The following is a 16,807-nucleotide window of genomic DNA, read 5'->3' on the forward strand; positions in this document are numbered from 1 at the left end:
CTGTGATTGAGGCGGTCGAAGCGGTCGAGATGCGGACTGCGCTGCTGACGCTGCGCCGTACGACCGGGCTGCCGGTGGTGTTCGGCGGGCTGCTGCACGACACCCGCCAGGTACGCATCGCGGAGCTGAACGGCACGGCGACGGGGGCGCTGCGCGGGCTCGGGATCTGCGTCGGCAACGGGCTGGGCGGCAAGTCGATCGCCCTGCTGCGGCCGTGCGCGGTGACCGACTACCGGCAGGCGCGGCACATCAGCCACGAGTACGACGCGGCGGTCGCCGCCGAAGGGCTGCGCTCCGTGGTCGCCGTTCCCGTGATCGTGCGGCGCCGGGTCCGTGGGGTGCTGTACGGGGCGCTGCGCGATCCGCTGCCGATAGGAGAGCGCGTCTTCGACGCCGCTGTCGCCGCCGCCCGCGACGTGGAGCAGTCGCTGGTCGTACGGGACGAGGTGCAGCGGCTGCTCGCCGTGACCCGTGAGCCGGTGCACGGGCGGCCGGAGGCGTGGGAGGAGGTCCGCGAGGCGCACAGCGAACTGCGGGCGCTCGCGCCGCGCATCGTGGACTCCGCGCTGCGCGGCGAACTGCACGCCGTCTGCGGCCGGTTGGCGGGCGCGGGCGGTGCCCCACCGGGCCCGCGCGCCCATGGCGAGCACCGCGAGCAGCAGCCGGTGACACTGGCGCCGCGCGAGGTGGACGTACTGGCATGCGTGGCGGCGGGCTCGACGAACGCGGCGGCGGCCGAGCGGCTGGGGCTGCGCCCGGAGACGGTGAAGGGTTATCTGCGGGCGGCGATGCGCAAGCTGGGCGCGCACACCCGCCTGGAGGCGGTGGTGGCGGCCCGCCGGGCGGGGCTGCTGCCGTAAGCCTGTCCGGCCGGTCTTCGAGCGAGTGGACGGTCGCGCTGCCGGGCGTCTCGGTGTTGGCCTCGGGTCACTTGGATTCGAGGTGTCCCAACCGGTGCCCGCCCGCGAGAACCGTCTGCGCGTTGTTCCAGTCGCCGTGGTCGATGCCGGTGACATGGCGCAGGTAGGCGAGGGTGACCTGCTGGACGAGAGCGACGCGGTCGGGGTCCTCGTCGGTGGTCTCCGCCGCCTGATAGCCGGAGATGCCGCCGAGGAAGTGCTCGGCGCCGTGGACGGTGAGAAGGCTCTTGTCGCCGCGACTGAGGGTGTAGGGGTCGGTCGTCCAGGCCGGGCCCCGGGTGGAGAGCGGGAGGTCGTCCTTGTCGCCGGCGACGACGAGGCCGGGGGCGGTGATGTGGGAGAAGTCCTGATCGCGCAGCCAGGGAAGGTTCTCGTGGGCGAAGGGGGTCAGCTCGTCACCGCCCTTGCCGGCGGTGGCCAGTTGGATGGCGGCCATGACCCGCGAGTCGGACAGGTCGTCGGCGATCCCGGTGTGCGGGTCCTTGACGCGCAGGCCCACCAGGATGCCCGCGGTCTGGCCGCCGAAGGAGTGTCCGGCCGCGGCGACGCGGCGGTGGTCCACCCGGCCCGCCAGTCCCGGTACGGCGGCCTCCAGCGTGGCGAGTTCGTCCAGGACGCACCGCATGTCCTGGACCCGGTAGCCCCACATGCGGGGCCTGCGGGGATCATCCGCGGCGATGTCGAGCCGCTTGGAGTCCAGGTGGGTGGCCTGCACGACGACAAAGCCGCCGGACGCCCAGTGGTCGGCCAGTGGTGCGTAACCGTCCAGGTCGGAGCCGAACCCGTGCGCGAACAGCACGACGGGCAGGCCGGTGCCGGTGATGGGGGCGGTGACGCGGACGTGCAGGTCGTCACCGCGATGCGGTGCGCTCAGCACGAGTGGCTTGACCGACACGGTCGGGGTGGGGGCGGGGCCTGTGAGACCGGTCGTCCGGTAAGTGGTCATGCGTGTGTCTGCCTTTCAGAGGCGGCGGGGTGAGTGAGGTGGAGGACGCGCTCGGCGTCACCGAGCACACCGACTACGCTAAAACTTGACGTTGACGTGAAGGGCAAGAACCTGTGGCTCAGGTCACAAGAAGGGGAGCCGACCATGCGTATCGGGGAACTCGCCCGCCGCACGGGCGTCACCACCCGGGCTCTGCGGTACTACGAGGAGCAGGCCCTGCTCACCTCCGAGCGCAGCGGCAGCGGCCAGCGCCACTATGCGGAAGCCGCCGTCGACCGGATCCGGGTGATCCGTCAGCTATACGCCGCGGGCCTGTCCAGCAAGGCCATCGCCGAGCTCACGCCCTGCGTCGTCGACGGCAAGGCCACACCCGAACTGCTCCAGCGCCTGGCCGTGGAACGCGACCACCTCGACCGGCATATCGCGGGCCTCGCCCAGACCCGGGACCGACTCGACTCCGTCATCGCCGGTGCCTCTTCCAATATGCGTACCGGCACCACTTGCCGACGGGATACGACCGCCTAGGGGGTGTCCGGTCGATCATGTTCGGAGCCAGATGGTGAGGGCTGCGGCGGTTGCGGTGCCGAGGTAGACGTAGCGGCGTTTGTCGTAGCGGGTGGCGACCGCCCGGTGCTGCTTGAGGCGGTTGATGGCCCGTTCGACGGTGTTGCGTTTCCTGTACCGGTCTTCGTCGAAGCCCGGTGGCCGTCCGCCGCGTGAGCCTTTGCGCAGGCGGGCGGCCTGGCTGTCGGTCTTCTCCGGGATTGTGTGCCGGATACCGCGACGCCTCAGGTATTCGCGGCACGGCCCGTTGCTGTAAGCCTTGTCGGCCGCGACGCTGTCAGGCGTCTTGCGGGGCCTGCCAGGCCCGGTCTTCGGGATGCGGATCTTCTCCAGGACCGGCTTGAACTGGGTGCAGTCCGCTCCCTGACCTGGTGTGACGATCAGGGACAGCGGGCGGCAGCGGCCGTCTGCGCTCAGGTGGAGCTTGGTGGTGAACCCGCCGCGTGAGCGGCCCAGGCCCTCACCTCCCGCACCACCTCCACCAGGCGGGCGTGCAGACTCTGCCAGGCGGTTTCGCCCTGGTGTTCTGGACCGTCGCCCCCCTTTGAGGCGGGTGCCGGCGGCGGGTCGGTGCGGGCGCCGGCCGCGTGCTGATGAGCCCGCACGATGGTGGAGTCGACCGAGATGTCCCAGTCGATCTCACCCGCCGCATCCGCGGCGGCCTGGACATGCTGGAGCAGACGCTCCCACGTCCCGTCGCCCGACCACAGCCGGTGCCGTTCGTAGACGGTCTTCCACGGGCCGAACCGTTCGGGCAGGTCACGCCACTGAACACCGGTCCGGACCCGGTGCAGGATCCCGTCGATCACCTGCCGATGGTCCCGCCACCTGCCACAACGCCCGTTGCTGACTGGCAGGAACGGCCGCAGCCGTTCCCACTCGGCATCACTCAGATCACCCCGCCCCATGCCCACACCAACGACCCGGACATGAACCAGTCACATGATCGGCCGGACAAGTCCTAGGCGGCCGACGCGCTGGCGCGCGGGCGCGACCCCGGTCTCGTCAGGGAAGCGTCAAATAACCGGGGCGGCCGGTCAACGCCGCGTCATGACGTGCCCGAACCGGTACGGGCCGGGCATAGCTTCCTGGTGTCAGACAGCGACCACTCCCCCGCGGAGGACACCATGGACAGCACCACTGCCGAAGGGGCGGACCCCGACGAACCCGGGTCGGCGGGGCCCCTGTACGTACCCGTACGGCTCGGCTCCGCCGGAGGGCGGCAACTGCGCTTCATGCGCACCCGGCTCGGCGCGCGGACCGCCGTCGGCTTCACCAGCGCCCGGCGGCTGGCCGCCGCGCTCGGGGCCCGGCAGCCGTACATCAGGCTCGCCGAGCCGTGTCTGCGGGCGCTCGCGGAACCGCTCGGCGTCGTCCTCGTGACGCTCGACCCGCAGCTCGCGGCCCCGCCCGTCGCCCACCGGACGCCCCCGCACACACCCGCCCGCGCGACGGTCAGGCCGTGTCTGCGCCACGCCGGCGAGCTGCCGCTGGCGGTGGGCGTGTGAGGACCGAACCGCCGCTCGTCGTCAACGAGTTGAGCACCCCGTCGGTCTGGCCCGCCTCCGCCGTCTCCGCGCCCGGCGGTGACCTCGGCGTCGCGGGTGTCTCCCTCCTGGAGCTGGCCGAGCGCTACGGGACCCCCACCTACGTACTCGACGAGGGCGAGGTGCGGTCGCGGGCGCGGGCCTGGCTGCGCGCGCTGCCCGAGGCGGAGATCGTCTACGCGGCGAAGGCGTTCCTGTGCCGTGCCGTCGTGGACTGGATGGAGGAGGAGGGCCTGGGGCTCGATGTCTGCTCGGCGGGTGAGCTGGAGCTGGCGGCCACCCGGGGCTTCCCGGTCGAGCGGATCGTGCTGCACGGCAACGCCAAATCGCCGCAGGACCTGAGCACGGCGCTGCGGCTCGGCGTCGGCAGGGTCGTCATCGACTCGGGCTGCGAGATCGCCAGGCTCGCCGCGCAGGTCACGGCGCACGACGCGCAGCAGGTGATGGTCCGCGTACTGCCGGGAATCGAGGCGGGCGCCCACCCCAAGATCCGTACGGGGGCCGAGGGGCAGAAGTTCGGGCTGTCGATCGCGGACGGGGACGCGGAGGACGCCGTGGCCCGGATCCTGGGCCAGCCCCGGCTCGAACTGGCCGGTCTGCACTGCCACTTGGGCTCGCAGATCACCTCGCCCGAGCCCTACGAGCGGGCCGTACGGGAGCTGGTCTCCTTCTTCGTACGGATACGGGACCGGTTCGGTGTCGTCCTGCCCGAGCTGGACCTGGGCGGCGGCTTCGCGGCGGCGTATCTGCCCGGTGACGCGGCCCCGGCACCCGCCGTGTACGGGCGGGCGATCCGGCGGGCGCTGGCCGGCGCCTGCGCCGACGCGGGCCTGCCGGTTCCCCGGCTGACCGTGGAGCCGGGCCGCTCGATCATGGCGCCGGCGGGGATCGCGCTGTACCGGGTGCTGGCGGTGAAGCGGTCGGGCGGCCGGGTCTTCGTGGCGGTCGACGGCGGGATGAGCGACAATCCGCGCCCGGCGCTGTACGGCGCCCGCTACCCGGTCCGGCGGATCGGGCGCGCCTCGACGGCGCCGATGCGGGCGGCCACGGTGGTCGGCAGGCACTGCGAGGCGGGCGACGTGCTCGCCGAGGGGGTGGAGCTGCCGGAGGACGTACGGCCCGGTGACGTACTCGCGGTGCCCGCGTCGGGGGCGTACCAGGTGTCGATGGCGTCGGAGTACAACATGACGGGCCGGCCGCCGGTGGTGGCCGTCGCGGACGGGCGCTCACGGCTGCTGGTGCGGCGTGAGACGTTCGAGGACCTACGGCGGCGCGACGTGGGGCTCTGAGCGCCTCAGACCGTGAACCGGGCGAAGTCCGCGAAGCGCACCGTGTACGAGGGGGACGTGGCCGAGGAGAGGGAGCCGAGCATCCGCTCGCCCTCCTCGGCCACCGCCTCACGCTGCGCGCGGGTGAGCGCGCCGAACGCCTGCACGGTCAGCGTCCCGTGGTCGTCGCCCTCCGCGCCGTCCTCCAACCGCCAGATACCGGCGAGGAATCCGTCGACGAGGAAGGTGCGGTAGCCCTGGTTGCCGTTCCAGATGAGCTTGCGGTACTCGAAGGGGACGACGCGGGTGCGGTCGGCGTGCGAGAGCAGCAGGTTGTCGTACTCGGGGAGGAAGCGCGGCGGCGCCGGGGTGCTCGCGCCCGGCCGGGGCGCGTCGGGGAGGTCGAAGAGTTCGACGCCGTACTCGTCCTGGAAGGTGGCGAGCCGGTCCCGCAGCCGCTCGAAGACCGGGCCGAGCCGGGTCAGCCGGCACCAGGTCTGCATGTCCTTGACGGAGGCGGGTCCGAAGGCGGCGAGGTAGCGCAGGACGGCGGCGTCCGGCGCGATGCCCGCCGTCGTCGGAGCGCTGACGCCGTTGCCCCCGTCGGCCCCGAACCACTTCTGGGCTGTGGTGAGCGTGACCTGACCGCTGCGGCCCCACAGCCCGCGCGGTGTGACCTGTACGAGCGGGAGCAGGCAGCGCGCGGCGACGGAGAGGGCGAGCGGGTCGGCGGCGGGCCACCGCTCCACCAAGGCCGCCTTCAACTCCTTGAGCGGCAGGGGCCGTTCCTCGACCAGTTCCTTGCTGTACGCGGCGAGCCGGTCCAGATCCACCCCGACGAGACCGTCACGGAAGCCCCGCAACTCCCGTTCGATCAGGGGCTGGACGAACGGACGCAGCGCGAGGCAGTCCTCGGCGGTGTGGGTGTGGATGGTGGAGCGGAGCGTGACCATGCGGCCGACCTCGCGGGAGGCCATCAGCCCGGAGAGTTCTCCGGGGTCGAACGCGCGGAGCCTGGCGGCGAGTTGGACGTACGGCGGCTTCACGTTCTGCGCCTGGAGCCCGACCAGATGTGTCACGGCGTCCTTGGCGGACATGGCCGCGCGCCGCAGCAGGAGCTGCCGCGCCAGGGTGGCGCGGTTGAGGGCGCGGGTGGTGAGTACGGGGTGCGAGGCCGGGTCCGTCGTCGTCTTCGAAGCCATACTTCGCACGGTACTCAGGCTTGCGGACATCTTCTGTCCGCAAGCCTGCCCCGTGTCATCTCACGCCGCGGCGGTGACCGTGAACAGCGCGCCGTCCGGGTCGCGCAGCGTCGCCTCGTCCACCTCGGCCGACACCTCCGACACGTCCGACCGCAGGACGAGCGAGCCGCCGGAGGCCAGCGCGATCTTGACCGCCGCGCCCACGTCCCGCACGTTGAAGTGCACGTGCCAGCGCGGCCGGATCTGCGGGTCGGGTGCCGCCTGTACGGCGCCGCCGCTGATCCGCGCCAGCGGCTCATCGCCGTCGAGGAGCACCGCCTGGTCCCCCTCGTGCGTCAGGCGCAGCTTCCCCTCGCCCTGCGGCTCCCAGCCGAGCGTGAGCGAGTAGAAGCGCCCTGCCGTGACCGCGTCCCTGGTCCGCAGCTCCAGCGAGGCGGAGCCACTGCCGCGCCCCATCGACCAGTCGGAGCGCACCGCGCCTTCCCAGATCCCGAAGACCGCGCCGTCCGGGTCGACGGCGAGCGCCGCGCGGCCGGTGTGGAAGGCCAGCGGGCCGACGCCGACGGTGCCGCCGCGCTCCCTGATCCGGGCCGCCGCCTCGTCCACATCCGTGACGTTGAAGTACGGCGTCCAGGAGACGGCCACCTGGAGCGAGGAGGCGAGCGCTCCGATACCGCCGACGGGCCGGCCGTCGATGAGCGCCACGGAGAAGTCGTCACCGAGCCCGGCGCGCCGGTAGGTCCAGCCGAGGACCTTGCCGTAGAAGTCCTGGGCGCCCGGCAGTTCGCGCGCGAGCAGGCTCACCCAGCATGGCGCTCCCGCGACTCCCTGTGCTTTCGGCATTCCGCTCCGTTCCATGAAGAACCACGCCTTCCCGTACGACCGCACCGGAAGGCTATTGCCCTTACGTGCACGACAGACACCTATGAATGTATTTGAAGGTGATGCGGCCCGACGGAGGGGGGCTGTTCGCGATATGATCAACCTCTTAATCTGGGAGCGCTCCCAGTGATTGGATGACGGTCCCCCGACGGAGCGTCGATGGAGGTCGCACGATGGTGGCAAGGGGACGTACGGGCCGCACCGGCCAGCCCACACTCGAAGAAGTGGCGGCGCTCGCGGGTGTGGGGCGCGGCACCGTCTCCCGTGTCATCAACAACTCGCCGCGCGTCAAGGACTCCACCCGGCAGCTCGTCCAGCACGCCATAACCGAGCTGGGCTACATACCCAACAGGGCGGCCCGCGCCCTCGCCGGGAGCCGGACCGACGCGGTGGCGCTGGTGATCCCGGAGACCGAGAAGCGGTTCTTCGCGGAGCCGTACTTCTCGGACGTCCTCCAGGGTGTCGGCAGCGGTCTCGCCGACACCGAGATGCAGTTGCTGCTCACGCTCGTACGGACGGAGAACGAGCGCCGGCGCTTCCTCCAGTACGCGCGGGCCGGCCGGGTCGACGGCGTGCTGCTGGTGTCCGTGCACGGCAGCGACCCGCTGCCGGACCTGCTCGCCGAGATGGGCCTGCCGACCGTGCTGAGCGGCCGGCGCTCGGCCGACGAGTCCGTGAGTTACGTCGACTCCGACAACGTCGGCGGCGCCCGCCGCGCCGTGCGCCATCTCGCGGAGACCGGGCGGCGGCGGATCGCCACCATCACCGGGCCGCTGGACATGTACGTGGCGCAGTGCCGGCTCGGCGGGTACCGGGAGGCCGTGGCGAGCGCCGGCGGCGACCAGGATCCCTCGTGGACGGCGCACGGGGACTTCACCGAGGAGAGCGGGCGGCGGGCGATGGCGGAGCTGCTGGCGCGCCATCCGGACCTGGACGCGGTGTTCGCCGCCTCGGACGTGATGGCGGCGGGCGCCCTGCACTCGCTGCGGGCGGCGGGCCGCCGGGTGCCGCACGACGTGGCCGTCGTCGGCTTCGACGACTCCCCCATCGCGCGGCACACCGATCCGGCGCTCACCTCGGTGCGGCAGCCGGTGGAGGAGATGGGGCGCGCGATGGCGCGGGTGCTGCTGGAGGGGATCAACGATCCCGGCTCGCCGCACCAACATGCCGTGCTGCCCACGGAGTTGGTGCGGCGCGCGTCGTCGTGAGCGGCGTGCCGCGTGAAGCGGCGTACGGCGTGAAGCGGCCTGCGGACCTCGCGGCGCGGTCAGCGTGAGGTCAGGTCCGGGGCGGTCGACGTGAGGTAGGTCGCGACCCAGACGAGCGGCGCGTTCCAGTTGATGGTGTTCTCCTTCGAGCCCCAGGCGCTGGGCGCCGTGCCTGGCCCGGCGTAGGACTTGGCGGCGGGGCGGCCCTTGGGGGTGACCGGGTCGTTGATGTCGGCGCTGTTCGGTCCGCCGGAGAGCCAGCCCTTGGGGTACGGGGTCTTGGGGTACTGCCCCCAGGCGAGCCGGTCGTGCAGATCGGTCTCCCGGTGCGGGCCGTAGCCGGTCACGTACGAGATCCGCATCGCGTTGGTGCCGAGCAGATAGTCCATGGCCCGGTGCATGGCCTTCAGTTGGCCGCGGTCGTGGGTGAGGTCGTACGCCGTGCCGAGCAGCAACATCCGGTTGACGACGGCGGAGTTGGAGCCCCACGGGTACGCCTCGGCGCCGGAGATCAGCGCCGGATAACCCTCCCGCCGCTGCGTGGCGACGAGCGTGTCGGCGACGGTGCGCAGACTCGCGCGCATCCGCTCGAGGTCGGCGGGCGGGAGGCTGTTGGGCACGGCGAGGAGGGAGAGGCTGCCGGTGGCGGCGACCCGGCCCCAGTCGAAGGGGCCGATCTCGCCGTAGTGCGCGGAACCGGTCACGGCGGTCCGGTAGTTCTCGGCGGAGCGGTCGGCGCGCTGCTCGGCGGTGAGGAACAGCTCGGCCGCCGCCGCGTAACGGTCGTCGCTGTTCTGGGTGTCGGGGTAGTCGCCGCCGCCCTCGGCGTCGGCGCCGTCGTCGGCCGCCGGGTAGTCGACGTCGGGGCGCGCCTCGGCACGGCTGAAGGCGTCCTGTGCGGACACCCAGAGAGCGGATGCCTTGTTGGCGTCGAACTCGCGCAGTACGCGGGCGAGTTGGGCGTTCGTACGGGCCACGGCGTACGTGGCGTTGGTGGACGGCGGCATGGCCGAGCGGGGCATGGCGTTCTCGGCGGCGATGTCCTTGACCGGGAACGCGCTCCAGGTGTGGTTGTGCACCTTGTGCGACGCCAGACCGGTCCTGGGGAGCATGCCGGTCATGAAGCGTGAGCCGTAGGCGACTTCGTCGAGGATGTCGGGCACGCCGTTGGCCCGCTCCGGTACGGACAGGCTGCCGTCCGCGTACGCCGTGCGCCTGCGCTCGTAGAGGTTGAGCAGGGTCCAGGCGGAGATGGCGTGGTTGACGGGGTAGATGCCGAAGTCTCCGGCGTCGGCCCAGGAGCCCGCGACGTTCAGCCGCTGCTGCTCCCTGCTCCCGCCGCTCTTACCGTCCGCGCCGTCCTTGCCGCACCAATTCTTGTAGCAGGGAACGGACTTGTCGCCGGGGTGCAGCGCGGCGTGCGCGTGGGCGGCGTGCTGAAGGTACTCGGCCTTGACCGGGGTGCCCATGCGGTGGAAGTAGAAGTACTGCATCGCCTCGCGCCCGAGGTCGGGGTAGAGCGGCTTGCCGGTGATGGTGAACGGCACGCTGGTGCCGACGCCCGCGACCGTGAGCCGGTGGACCCCCTGGCCGGTGGCGCGCGAGAAGTCGGCCTGGTGGACATGGTCGCCGGACGCCTTGTCGGCGCCGACGACGCGGGTGGTGCCGGAGGCCACCGTACGGCCCTTGTCGTCCTTGAGCTGCCACTTCAGCGCGGTGGTGGCCGCCGCGACGACGGTCGCGATCTTGTCGGCGCCCGTCGCGTAGCCGATCTGGTTGACCCGTACGGGGCCGGGCTGGGCGGCGGCGGGGGCGGCGTTGTCGGCCGCCGTCCCGTACCCGAGCGCGGCGGGCGTCACGGCGGCCACGAGGGCGAGCGACAGCGAGCGGAACAAGGGTGTACGCAAGGGTCGGCTCCTCCGTGCGGCACAACTGGGATCGGATCGCGCAGAACGTAACGGGTGATTCAGGACACACTCGACCGACACCCCGCCGATGTGCGACCTTCACGCGAGTGCCCGGCGGGGCCGGGACCGCGCCCGCGCCCGCGCGCTGCGGCAGGTGGCCGCGATCAGGGGCTGTTCGGAGTCGAGCGGTTCACTCGTACGAGACGCCACGCCGGGCCGCTCCGCCCGTCCCGGCAGCGGCTGACCGACCATCCCTGGGAACTCACCTGCCCTGCCGCCGTCATGGCCGGCAGTCAGGTCTCTCTCGCGATCGCGCCCACCTCACCAGGGGAACCATGAACAGCCTGCCCAAGCTCGCCCGCACGCTCAAGATCGCCGTCGCGGTCGCCGCCTCCGTGGCGACGCTCGCCGTCGCACCCGCCTCGGCGTCCGCAGAACAGGACCGGCACCCCAAGGACTCCCGGGGCCCGGTCTTCGTCCAGACCGACGACGTGCGCGGCAACAAGATCGTCGCCTACCACCGCGCCCCCGACGGCACCCTCCACAAGCGCGGCGTCTACGCGACCGACGGCAAGGGCGGGGTGCTGGCCGGCTCCGTCGTGGACCACCTCGCCTCGCAGGGGTCGCTGACCTACGACGCCAAGCACCGGCTGCTCTACGCCGTGAACGCCGGGAGCAACACCCTCACCGTCTTCGCGGTCGACGGGGAACGGCTCCACCGCAAGCAGGTCATCTCCTCCGGCGGCACCTTCCCCGTCAGCGTCACCACGCACGGCGACCGCGTCTACGTCCTCAACGCACGCAAGGGCGGCTCCATCCAGGGGTACCGGCTCACCACGAAGGGGCTGGAGCGGGTCAAGACCTGGCACCGCGCCCTGCACCTCGACACCGGCACGGCACCGGAGTTCACGCACACCCCCGGACAGGTCGCCTTCACCCCCGACGGATCGCGGCTCGTCGTCACCACCAAGGCGGGCGGCAACAGCATCGAGGTCTTCCACCTCGACCGTACGGGAGCCCCGGCGGCCAAGCCCGTCGTCAACAGCAAGGCCGGCTCCGTACCCTTCGGCGTGACCTTCGACCGACGTGAGCGGCTCGTCGTCGCCGACGCCGGCCCCAACACCGTCCTGACCTTCCGCATCGAAAAGCGCGGCGATGTCACGCTCCTCGACGACATCGCGACCGGCCAGCAGGCGACCTGCTGGATCGTCCGGGCCGGGGACCGCTTCTACGTCTCCAACGCCGGCAGCAACACGCTCTCGGGCTTCTGGCAGAACCGCGGGGCGCACCTCGAAGCGCTCGGCAACACCCCGACCGGGGCGGGCACCGTGGACGCCGCCGTCTCGCCCGACAACCGCTACCTGTACGTACAGACCGGGGGCAAGGGAGCGGTCGACGGATTCCGCGTCAACGCCAACGGCTCCCTCACCAAGATCAGCACCACGCCGGTACCCGACGCGGTCGGCGGCGAAGGCATCGTCGTCCTCTGACACGCCCGACACGCCTGACCCACCTGACCCACCTGACCCGCACACGGATCACGCGCGCAGGTACGCCAGGACGGCGAGGACACGGCGGTGGCCCTCGCCGTCCACGTGCAGGTCAAGTTTCTGGAGGATGGCGCTGACGTGCTTGTTGACCGCCGCCTCCGTCACATACAGATGGCGTGCGATCGCCGCGTTCGCCCGCCCTTCCGCCATCAGTGAGAGCACTTCGCGCTCCCTGGGGGTGAGCCGCCGGAGCGGATCCTGCCGCCGGTGCAGGAGTTGGCGTACGACCTCCGGGTCGACCACGGTCTCACCGGCGGCGACGCGGGTGACCGCGTCGACGAATTCCGTGACCGCGCTGACCCGGTCCTTGAGGAGATAGCCGACACCGCCGTTGCTGCCGAGGTCGAGCAGGCGGGCGGCGTAGGACTGTTCGACGTACTGGCTGAGCACCAGCACGGGCAGCGCGGGATGTTCACGGCGCAGGGCGACCGCCGCGCGCAGGCCGTCGTCCGAGTGGTCCGGCGGCATGCGGATGTCGGTGACGACGATGTCGGGCCGGTGCGTACGGACGGCCGTGACGAGGCTGTTCGCGTCGCCGACCTCGGCGGCGAGCCGGTGCCCGAACCGGGTGAGGACGCCGACCAGGCCGTCCCGCATCAGCGGGGAGTCCTCGGCGAGCACGACAGTCAGCGGCATGGGATCTCCACGTGGAGCAGGGTCGGTCCGCCCGCCGGGCTGGAGATACGGAGTCTGCCGTCGGCCGCAGCGACCCGGTCGGCGAGGCCGGTCAGCCCGGTCCCGGCCGCCGGATCGGCGCCGCCCACGCCGTTGTCGGTGATGCTCAGTGTCAGTACGTCGGCGTGCAGCCGGGCGTGGACCTCGGCGCGGGTGGCCGCGCTGTGCTTGGTCGCGTTGGCGAGGGATTCGGCGACGACGAAGTACGCGGCGCTCTCCACGGCGGCGGGCGGCCGGTGCGGCAGTTGGATGTCCACGGTGACCGGCAGGGCCGAGCGGACGGTGAGATTGCCGACCGCCTCGGGCAGTCCGTGGTCGGTCAGCGCCTTGGGGTGCACACCCCGGCTCAGCTCCCGCAACTCGTTGACGGCCAGCGCGACTTGCTCCTGCGCGGCGTCGAGCTGCCGGGCGACGGACGAGCCCGGATCCGCGTCCAGCCGGGCCATGCCCAGTTGGACGTTGAGCGAGACGAGCCGCTGCTGGGCGCCGTCGTGCAGGTCCCGCTCGATCCGGCGGCGCTCCGCGTCGAAGTTGCCGACCAGCCGGGCCCGGGAGGCCCGTATCTCGGTCAACTGTTGGCCGAGTTCGCCGTCGCGCGGCGCGAGGATCGCACGGGTCATGGCGGCTCGCGCCCCCGCCCAGACGGTGATGGTGTACGGCGCGACCGGCACCAGGAGCACCGCGACGACCACCAGCGGCCAGGCGTCCGGATCGTCGACGGGTGAGATCGCGAGCAGCACCGGGACGGCGAGCGAGAGCCCCAGTACCAGCGCGTCCATCCACCACATGGCGGCCAACGACGCGGCGGTGAAGCCCAGTTCACGCCAGGTGGCGGGCTCCCGCAGCCGGGTGGCCAGCCAGCCGCGCAGTCCCGGTCCGGCCGGCGGGCGGTGCGGATCGGGGAGCGGGTCGGGGTCCATCAGACGCACCCGCCGGCGCTCGACCCGGCTGACGACGATGCCGGAGAGGCTCACCCCGAGCAGGATGACGGCTCCGACACCCACCACCAGGGAGACGACACCGGCGAGGGTCATCGCCAGCAGGACCACCAGGACGAGCGCGCCGAAGACACCGCCGGACAGGAGGTAGAGGAACGACCGCCAGGGCCAGGCCGAGGTGAGGAACTTCCACGGGCTCCGCGAGACGGCCCGCCAGGCTGTTGTGTGCTGCACACACCGACCGTAGCCGGGGGCCGGGATCCGGACAGTAGGACCAGCACTACCTTCGTACTCCGGCGTATGCCAATGTGCCGGACCCCCGGTGGGGGGTGGGATGACCGGCATGTGGATCAGAACAAGGAAACAGGGCCTGGTGGTTGCGCTCGGCCTCACCCTCGTGGCGCTTGCGGGGTCCGCCCCCACCGCGCTCGCGGAACCGACCCCCGCGACCGCCCTACCCCCACCCACCCTCACACCCGCCGCGATAGACCGCTTCATGAACGACTACCTGGACGAGACCGGGCTGCCCGGCGCCGTCGTGGCCGTGACCCGGGGCGACGACGTCATGCACACCGCCGGATACGGGCACAGCGCCGGCGGGCGGACGATGACGGGGCGGACCCCGGTCCCCGTGGCCTCGCTCTCCAAGTCCATCACCGCGCTCGCCGTCATGCAGTTGGCCGAGGAGGGGAAGGTCGACCTCGACCGGCCCGTACGGAGCTATCTGCCGGAGTTCACCATGGCCGACGAGCGGGCCGCGCGGATCACCGTGCGGCAGTTGCTCAACCAGACGTCCGGCATGGCAGATTCGGCCTTCCCCGATCTGACGCTGCCGCAGGCGCACACGCTCAAGGGCGCGGTCGCCCGGATGCGCGGCGCCCGTCTCGCCGCCGAGCCGGGGACTCGCTGGAGCTACCACAACCCGAACTACTTCGTCGCGGCCCGGCTGGTGGAGGTGGTCGGCGGGGAGCCGTTCGCCGACCGCCTCCGTACGCGGGTGTTCGCCCCGCTGGGGATGACGGACTCACGCTCGGTGGACTCCACGACCGATATGCCCGAGGACGCGCGGGGGTACGTACGGGCCTACGGCCGCGTGGTCGAGCGGTCGCATCCGCGCTGGTTCACGGCGGGCGGGCACGGGGTGGTCACCACCGCCGACGACCTCGCGCGCTGGCTGATCGCACAGAACAACGGCGGTGTCGGCGCGGACGGGCGACGCGTCGTCTCGGCGACGAGCCTGGACATCATGCACACGCCGCCGAAGGGCGAGGTGTACGCGATGGGCTGGTCGCTCGGCGAGGCCGGTGAAGCTGACGGGCCGCCGCCGCTCCAGCACACCGGTCAGTTGCTGACCCACAACGCCATCCAGATCCTGCTCCCGGAGCGGAAGATCGGCATCGCCGTCGTCAGCAACACCGGCATGGTGTCCGGCGACGACAGCGCGGGAATCGCGGACGGCCTGCGGGATCTGGCCGAGGGCCGGCCGGCGCGGATCGAGAAGCCGTTCACGATGACGGCCGATTATGTCCTGGCCGCGCTGACGCTGCTCGCTCTGGGGCTGGGCACGCTCGGCACCGTACGGGCGGCGGGGTGGGCGCGGCGCGCGGCCGGGCGCCCGCTGTGGCGTGCGGGGCTTCGGGCGGTGCCGTACACGGTCCTGGTGGCCCTCTTCCCGCTGCTCCCGGAGCTGGTGGGGCTGCTGATGGGGCGCGAGGGCACGCTCGACCAGGTGCTGTACGTGTGGCCCGCGCTGTATGTGTGCGTCGCGGCGGCGGCCCTGGCGTCGGCCGTGGTGATCGTGGCGCGGGGTGTGCGGATCCGGCGATTGAGGACAAGCAGCAAGCACTAGGTCCTGTCCGGCGGATCTTCGGGGGTCCGGGACGCCTGGCACGGCACCTCCCTGCGTTGGTCGGAGTCATCCAAGTACGTCCAGTACGAGGATGATCCTCCGCCTTGCGATGCACCGCACCAGCCGCCCCGGCCTGATCCCCGAAGATCCGCCGGACAGGACCTAGGCGACGGAGCCGATACGGCGCGCGGGAGCGCGGCTGTCCTCGTGGTGGATCGGGGTGTGCGCGCCGGTCAGGGAGACGCCCGTGCCGCCGTGCCGGTTCGCGACGATCTCGGCGGCGATCGACAGCGCGGTCTCCTCGGGCGTATGCGCGCCGAGATCCAGGCCGATGGGGCTGTGGAGTCTCGTCAGCTCCAGTTCGGTGACGCCGACGGCGCGCAGCCGTTCGTTGCGGTCCAGGTGCGTGCGCCGGGAGCCCATGGCGCCGACGTAGGCGACGGGCAGTTTGAGGGCGAGTTCCAGCAGGGGGACGTCGAACTTGGCGTCGTGGGTCAGGACGCAGAGCACCGTACGGCCGTCGGTCTGCGTCGACGCCAGGTAGCGGTGCGGCCAGTCCACGACGATCTCGTCGGCGTCCGGGAAGCGGACGCGGGTGGCGAAGACGGGGCGGGCGTCGCACACCGTGAGGTGGTAGCCGAGGAATTTCCCGACCCTGACCAGGGCGGACGCGAAGTCGATCGCACCGAAGACGATCATGCGCGGGGCGGGCACGCTCGACTCGACGAGGAGCGTCAGCGGGCGTCCGCAGCGCGAGCCGTCCTCGCCGATCGTGACGGTGCCGGTACGGCCCGCGTTCAGCAGGGCGCGGGCCTCGCCCGCCGCGGTGTCGTCCAGTGCCGGGTGGCCGCCCAGCGTCCCCTCGTACGCTCCCCCGGGGCGTACGAGGAGTGCTCGGCCCCGTAGCTCGGCGGGCCCGTCGGTGAGCCGGGCGACCGCCGCCGCCTCGCCCGAGGCGGCGGCGGACAGCGCGGCGGCGAACACGGCCCGGCCGGGAGAGTCGGCGCGGATCGGAGTGACGAGGATGTCGATGACGCCGCCGCAGGTCAGGCCCACGGCGAAGGCGTCCTCGTCGCTGTAGCCGAACGTCTTCAGGACGGTCTCGCCGTCGTCCAGGGACTGCCTGCACAGGTCGTAGACCGCGCCCTCCACACATCCGCCGGAGACCGAGCCGATCGCCGTGCCCTCGCTGTCGACGGCGAGGGCGGCGCCGGGCTGCCGGGGCGCGCTGCCGCCGACCGCCACGACGGTGGCCACGGCGAAGTCACGTCCCTGCCCGACCCACCGGTTCAGTTCTTCGGCGATGTCCAGCATGTCGGCCTCCTCTGGTCTCTCAGTATCGGATGTGCGG

At 72.0% G+C, this 16,807-nt stretch carries 15 protein-coding genes; 7 read left to right on the forward strand and 8 right to left on the reverse strand.

The features are described from left to right. The first annotated feature begins 29 nt into the window (after positions 1 to 29). On the forward strand, positions 30 to 860 hold the full coding sequence (locus tag OG329_RS06650) for a response regulator transcription factor (protein ID WP_405801686.1): 831 nt from the start codon (positions 30 to 32) through the stop codon (positions 858 to 860). Positions 861 to 927: 67 nt separating this feature from the next. Here the strand turns inward: OG329_RS06650 and OG329_RS06655 are convergent, their stop codons facing one another. Next, positions 928 to 1,866, reverse strand: a complete 939-nt coding sequence (locus OG329_RS06655; protein WP_405793391.1) for an alpha/beta hydrolase family protein — start codon at positions 1,864 to 1,866, stop codon at positions 928 to 930. 144 nt (positions 1,867 to 2,010) lie between these two features. Here OG329_RS06655 and OG329_RS06660 point away from each other — a divergent pair, with 144 nt between their 5' ends. Continuing rightward, a complete protein-coding gene (locus OG329_RS06660; protein WP_405793392.1) occupies positions 2,011 to 2,391 on the forward strand; it encodes a MerR family transcriptional regulator in 381 nt (126 codons plus the stop codon). Between the two features lie 15 nt (positions 2,392 to 2,406). On the opposite strand, the gene OG329_RS06665 is transcribed toward OG329_RS06660, so the two are convergent. Next, a protein-coding gene (locus OG329_RS06665; RefSeq protein ID WP_405793393.1) for an IS5 family transposase occupies positions 2,407 to 3,338 on the reverse strand; the annotation gives its coding sequence in 2 pieces (ribosomal slippage) (positions 2,407 to 2,922 and positions 2,925 to 3,338; 930 coding nt in all). 219 nt (positions 3,339 to 3,557) lie between these two features. On the opposite strand from OG329_RS06665, the gene OG329_RS06670 reads away from it, so the two are divergent. Both OG329_RS06670 and lysA read left to right on the forward strand, forming a co-directional pair. Continuing rightward, positions 3,558 to 3,938: an SAV_915 family protein gene (locus tag OG329_RS06670; RefSeq protein ID WP_405793394.1), complete on the forward strand. Its 381-nt coding sequence runs from the start codon at positions 3,558 to 3,560 to the stop codon at positions 3,936 to 3,938. Then, on the forward strand, positions 3,935 to 5,266 hold the full coding sequence (lysA, locus tag OG329_RS06675) for a diaminopimelate decarboxylase (protein ID WP_405793395.1): 1,332 nt from the start codon (positions 3,935 to 3,937) through the stop codon (positions 5,264 to 5,266). Before OG329_RS06670 ends, lysA begins: the two co-directional genes overlap by 4 nt. A gap of 5 nt (positions 5,267 to 5,271) precedes the next feature. Here the strand turns inward: lysA and OG329_RS06680 are convergent, their stop codons facing one another. Both OG329_RS06680 and OG329_RS06685 read right to left on the reverse strand, forming a co-directional pair. Beyond that, positions 5,272 to 6,447, reverse strand: coding sequence for a winged helix DNA-binding domain-containing protein (locus tag OG329_RS06680; RefSeq protein WP_405793396.1), 1,176 nt, complete (start codon positions 6,445 to 6,447; stop codon positions 5,272 to 5,274). A gap of 60 nt (positions 6,448 to 6,507) precedes the next feature. Further along, positions 6,508 to 7,251, reverse strand: coding sequence for a VOC family protein (locus OG329_RS06685; protein WP_405793397.1), 744 nt, complete (start codon positions 7,249 to 7,251; stop codon positions 6,508 to 6,510). Between the two features lie 251 nt (positions 7,252 to 7,502). Here OG329_RS06685 and OG329_RS06690 point away from each other — a divergent pair, with 251 nt between their 5' ends. Next, a complete protein-coding gene (locus OG329_RS06690) occupies positions 7,503 to 8,537 on the forward strand; it encodes a LacI family DNA-binding transcriptional regulator (RefSeq protein ID WP_405793398.1) in 1,035 nt (344 codons plus the stop codon). Between the two features lie 59 nt (positions 8,538 to 8,596). On the opposite strand, the gene OG329_RS06695 is transcribed toward OG329_RS06690, so the two are convergent. After that, positions 8,597 to 10,444 carry a glycoside hydrolase family 9 protein gene (locus OG329_RS06695; protein ID WP_405793399.1) on the reverse strand — a complete coding sequence of 616 codons (1,848 nt, stop codon included), beginning with the start codon at positions 10,442 to 10,444 and terminating at the stop codon, positions 8,597 to 8,599. Between the two features lie 335 nt (positions 10,445 to 10,779). On the opposite strand from OG329_RS06695, the gene OG329_RS06700 reads away from it, so the two are divergent. Then, a complete protein-coding gene (locus OG329_RS06700; RefSeq protein WP_405793400.1) occupies positions 10,780 to 11,934 on the forward strand; it encodes a lactonase family protein in 1,155 nt (384 codons plus the stop codon). A gap of 48 nt (positions 11,935 to 11,982) precedes the next feature. Here OG329_RS06700 and OG329_RS06705 read toward each other — a convergent pair whose 3' ends face one another. Then, entirely contained in the window at positions 11,983 to 12,630 is a 648-nt protein-coding gene (locus OG329_RS06705) for a response regulator (RefSeq protein ID WP_405793401.1), read from the reverse strand. Further along, complete coding sequence (locus OG329_RS06710; RefSeq protein WP_405793402.1) at positions 12,621 to 13,841, reverse strand: sensor domain-containing protein; 1,221 nt, start codon at positions 13,839 to 13,841, stop codon at positions 12,621 to 12,623. The genes OG329_RS06705 and OG329_RS06710 overlap by 10 nt, the downstream gene beginning before the upstream one ends. A 139-nt stretch (positions 13,842 to 13,980) precedes the next feature. Between OG329_RS06710 and OG329_RS06715 the strand changes: the two genes are divergently transcribed. Then, complete coding sequence (locus OG329_RS06715) at positions 13,981 to 15,456, forward strand: serine hydrolase domain-containing protein (RefSeq protein WP_405793403.1); 1,476 nt, start codon at positions 13,981 to 13,983, stop codon at positions 15,454 to 15,456. Between the two features lie 162 nt (positions 15,457 to 15,618). On the opposite strand, the gene OG329_RS06720 is transcribed toward OG329_RS06715, so the two are convergent. Continuing rightward, on the reverse strand, positions 15,619 to 16,770 hold the full coding sequence (locus OG329_RS06720; protein ID WP_405793404.1) for an XdhC family protein: 1,152 nt from the start codon (positions 16,768 to 16,770) through the stop codon (positions 15,619 to 15,621). Between the last annotated feature and the right edge of the window lie 37 nt (positions 16,771 to 16,807).

Source organism: Streptomyces sp. NBC_01506 (assembly GCF_045040295.1).
Classification (GTDB): domain Bacteria; phylum Actinomycetota; class Actinomycetes; order Streptomycetales; family Streptomycetaceae; genus Streptomyces.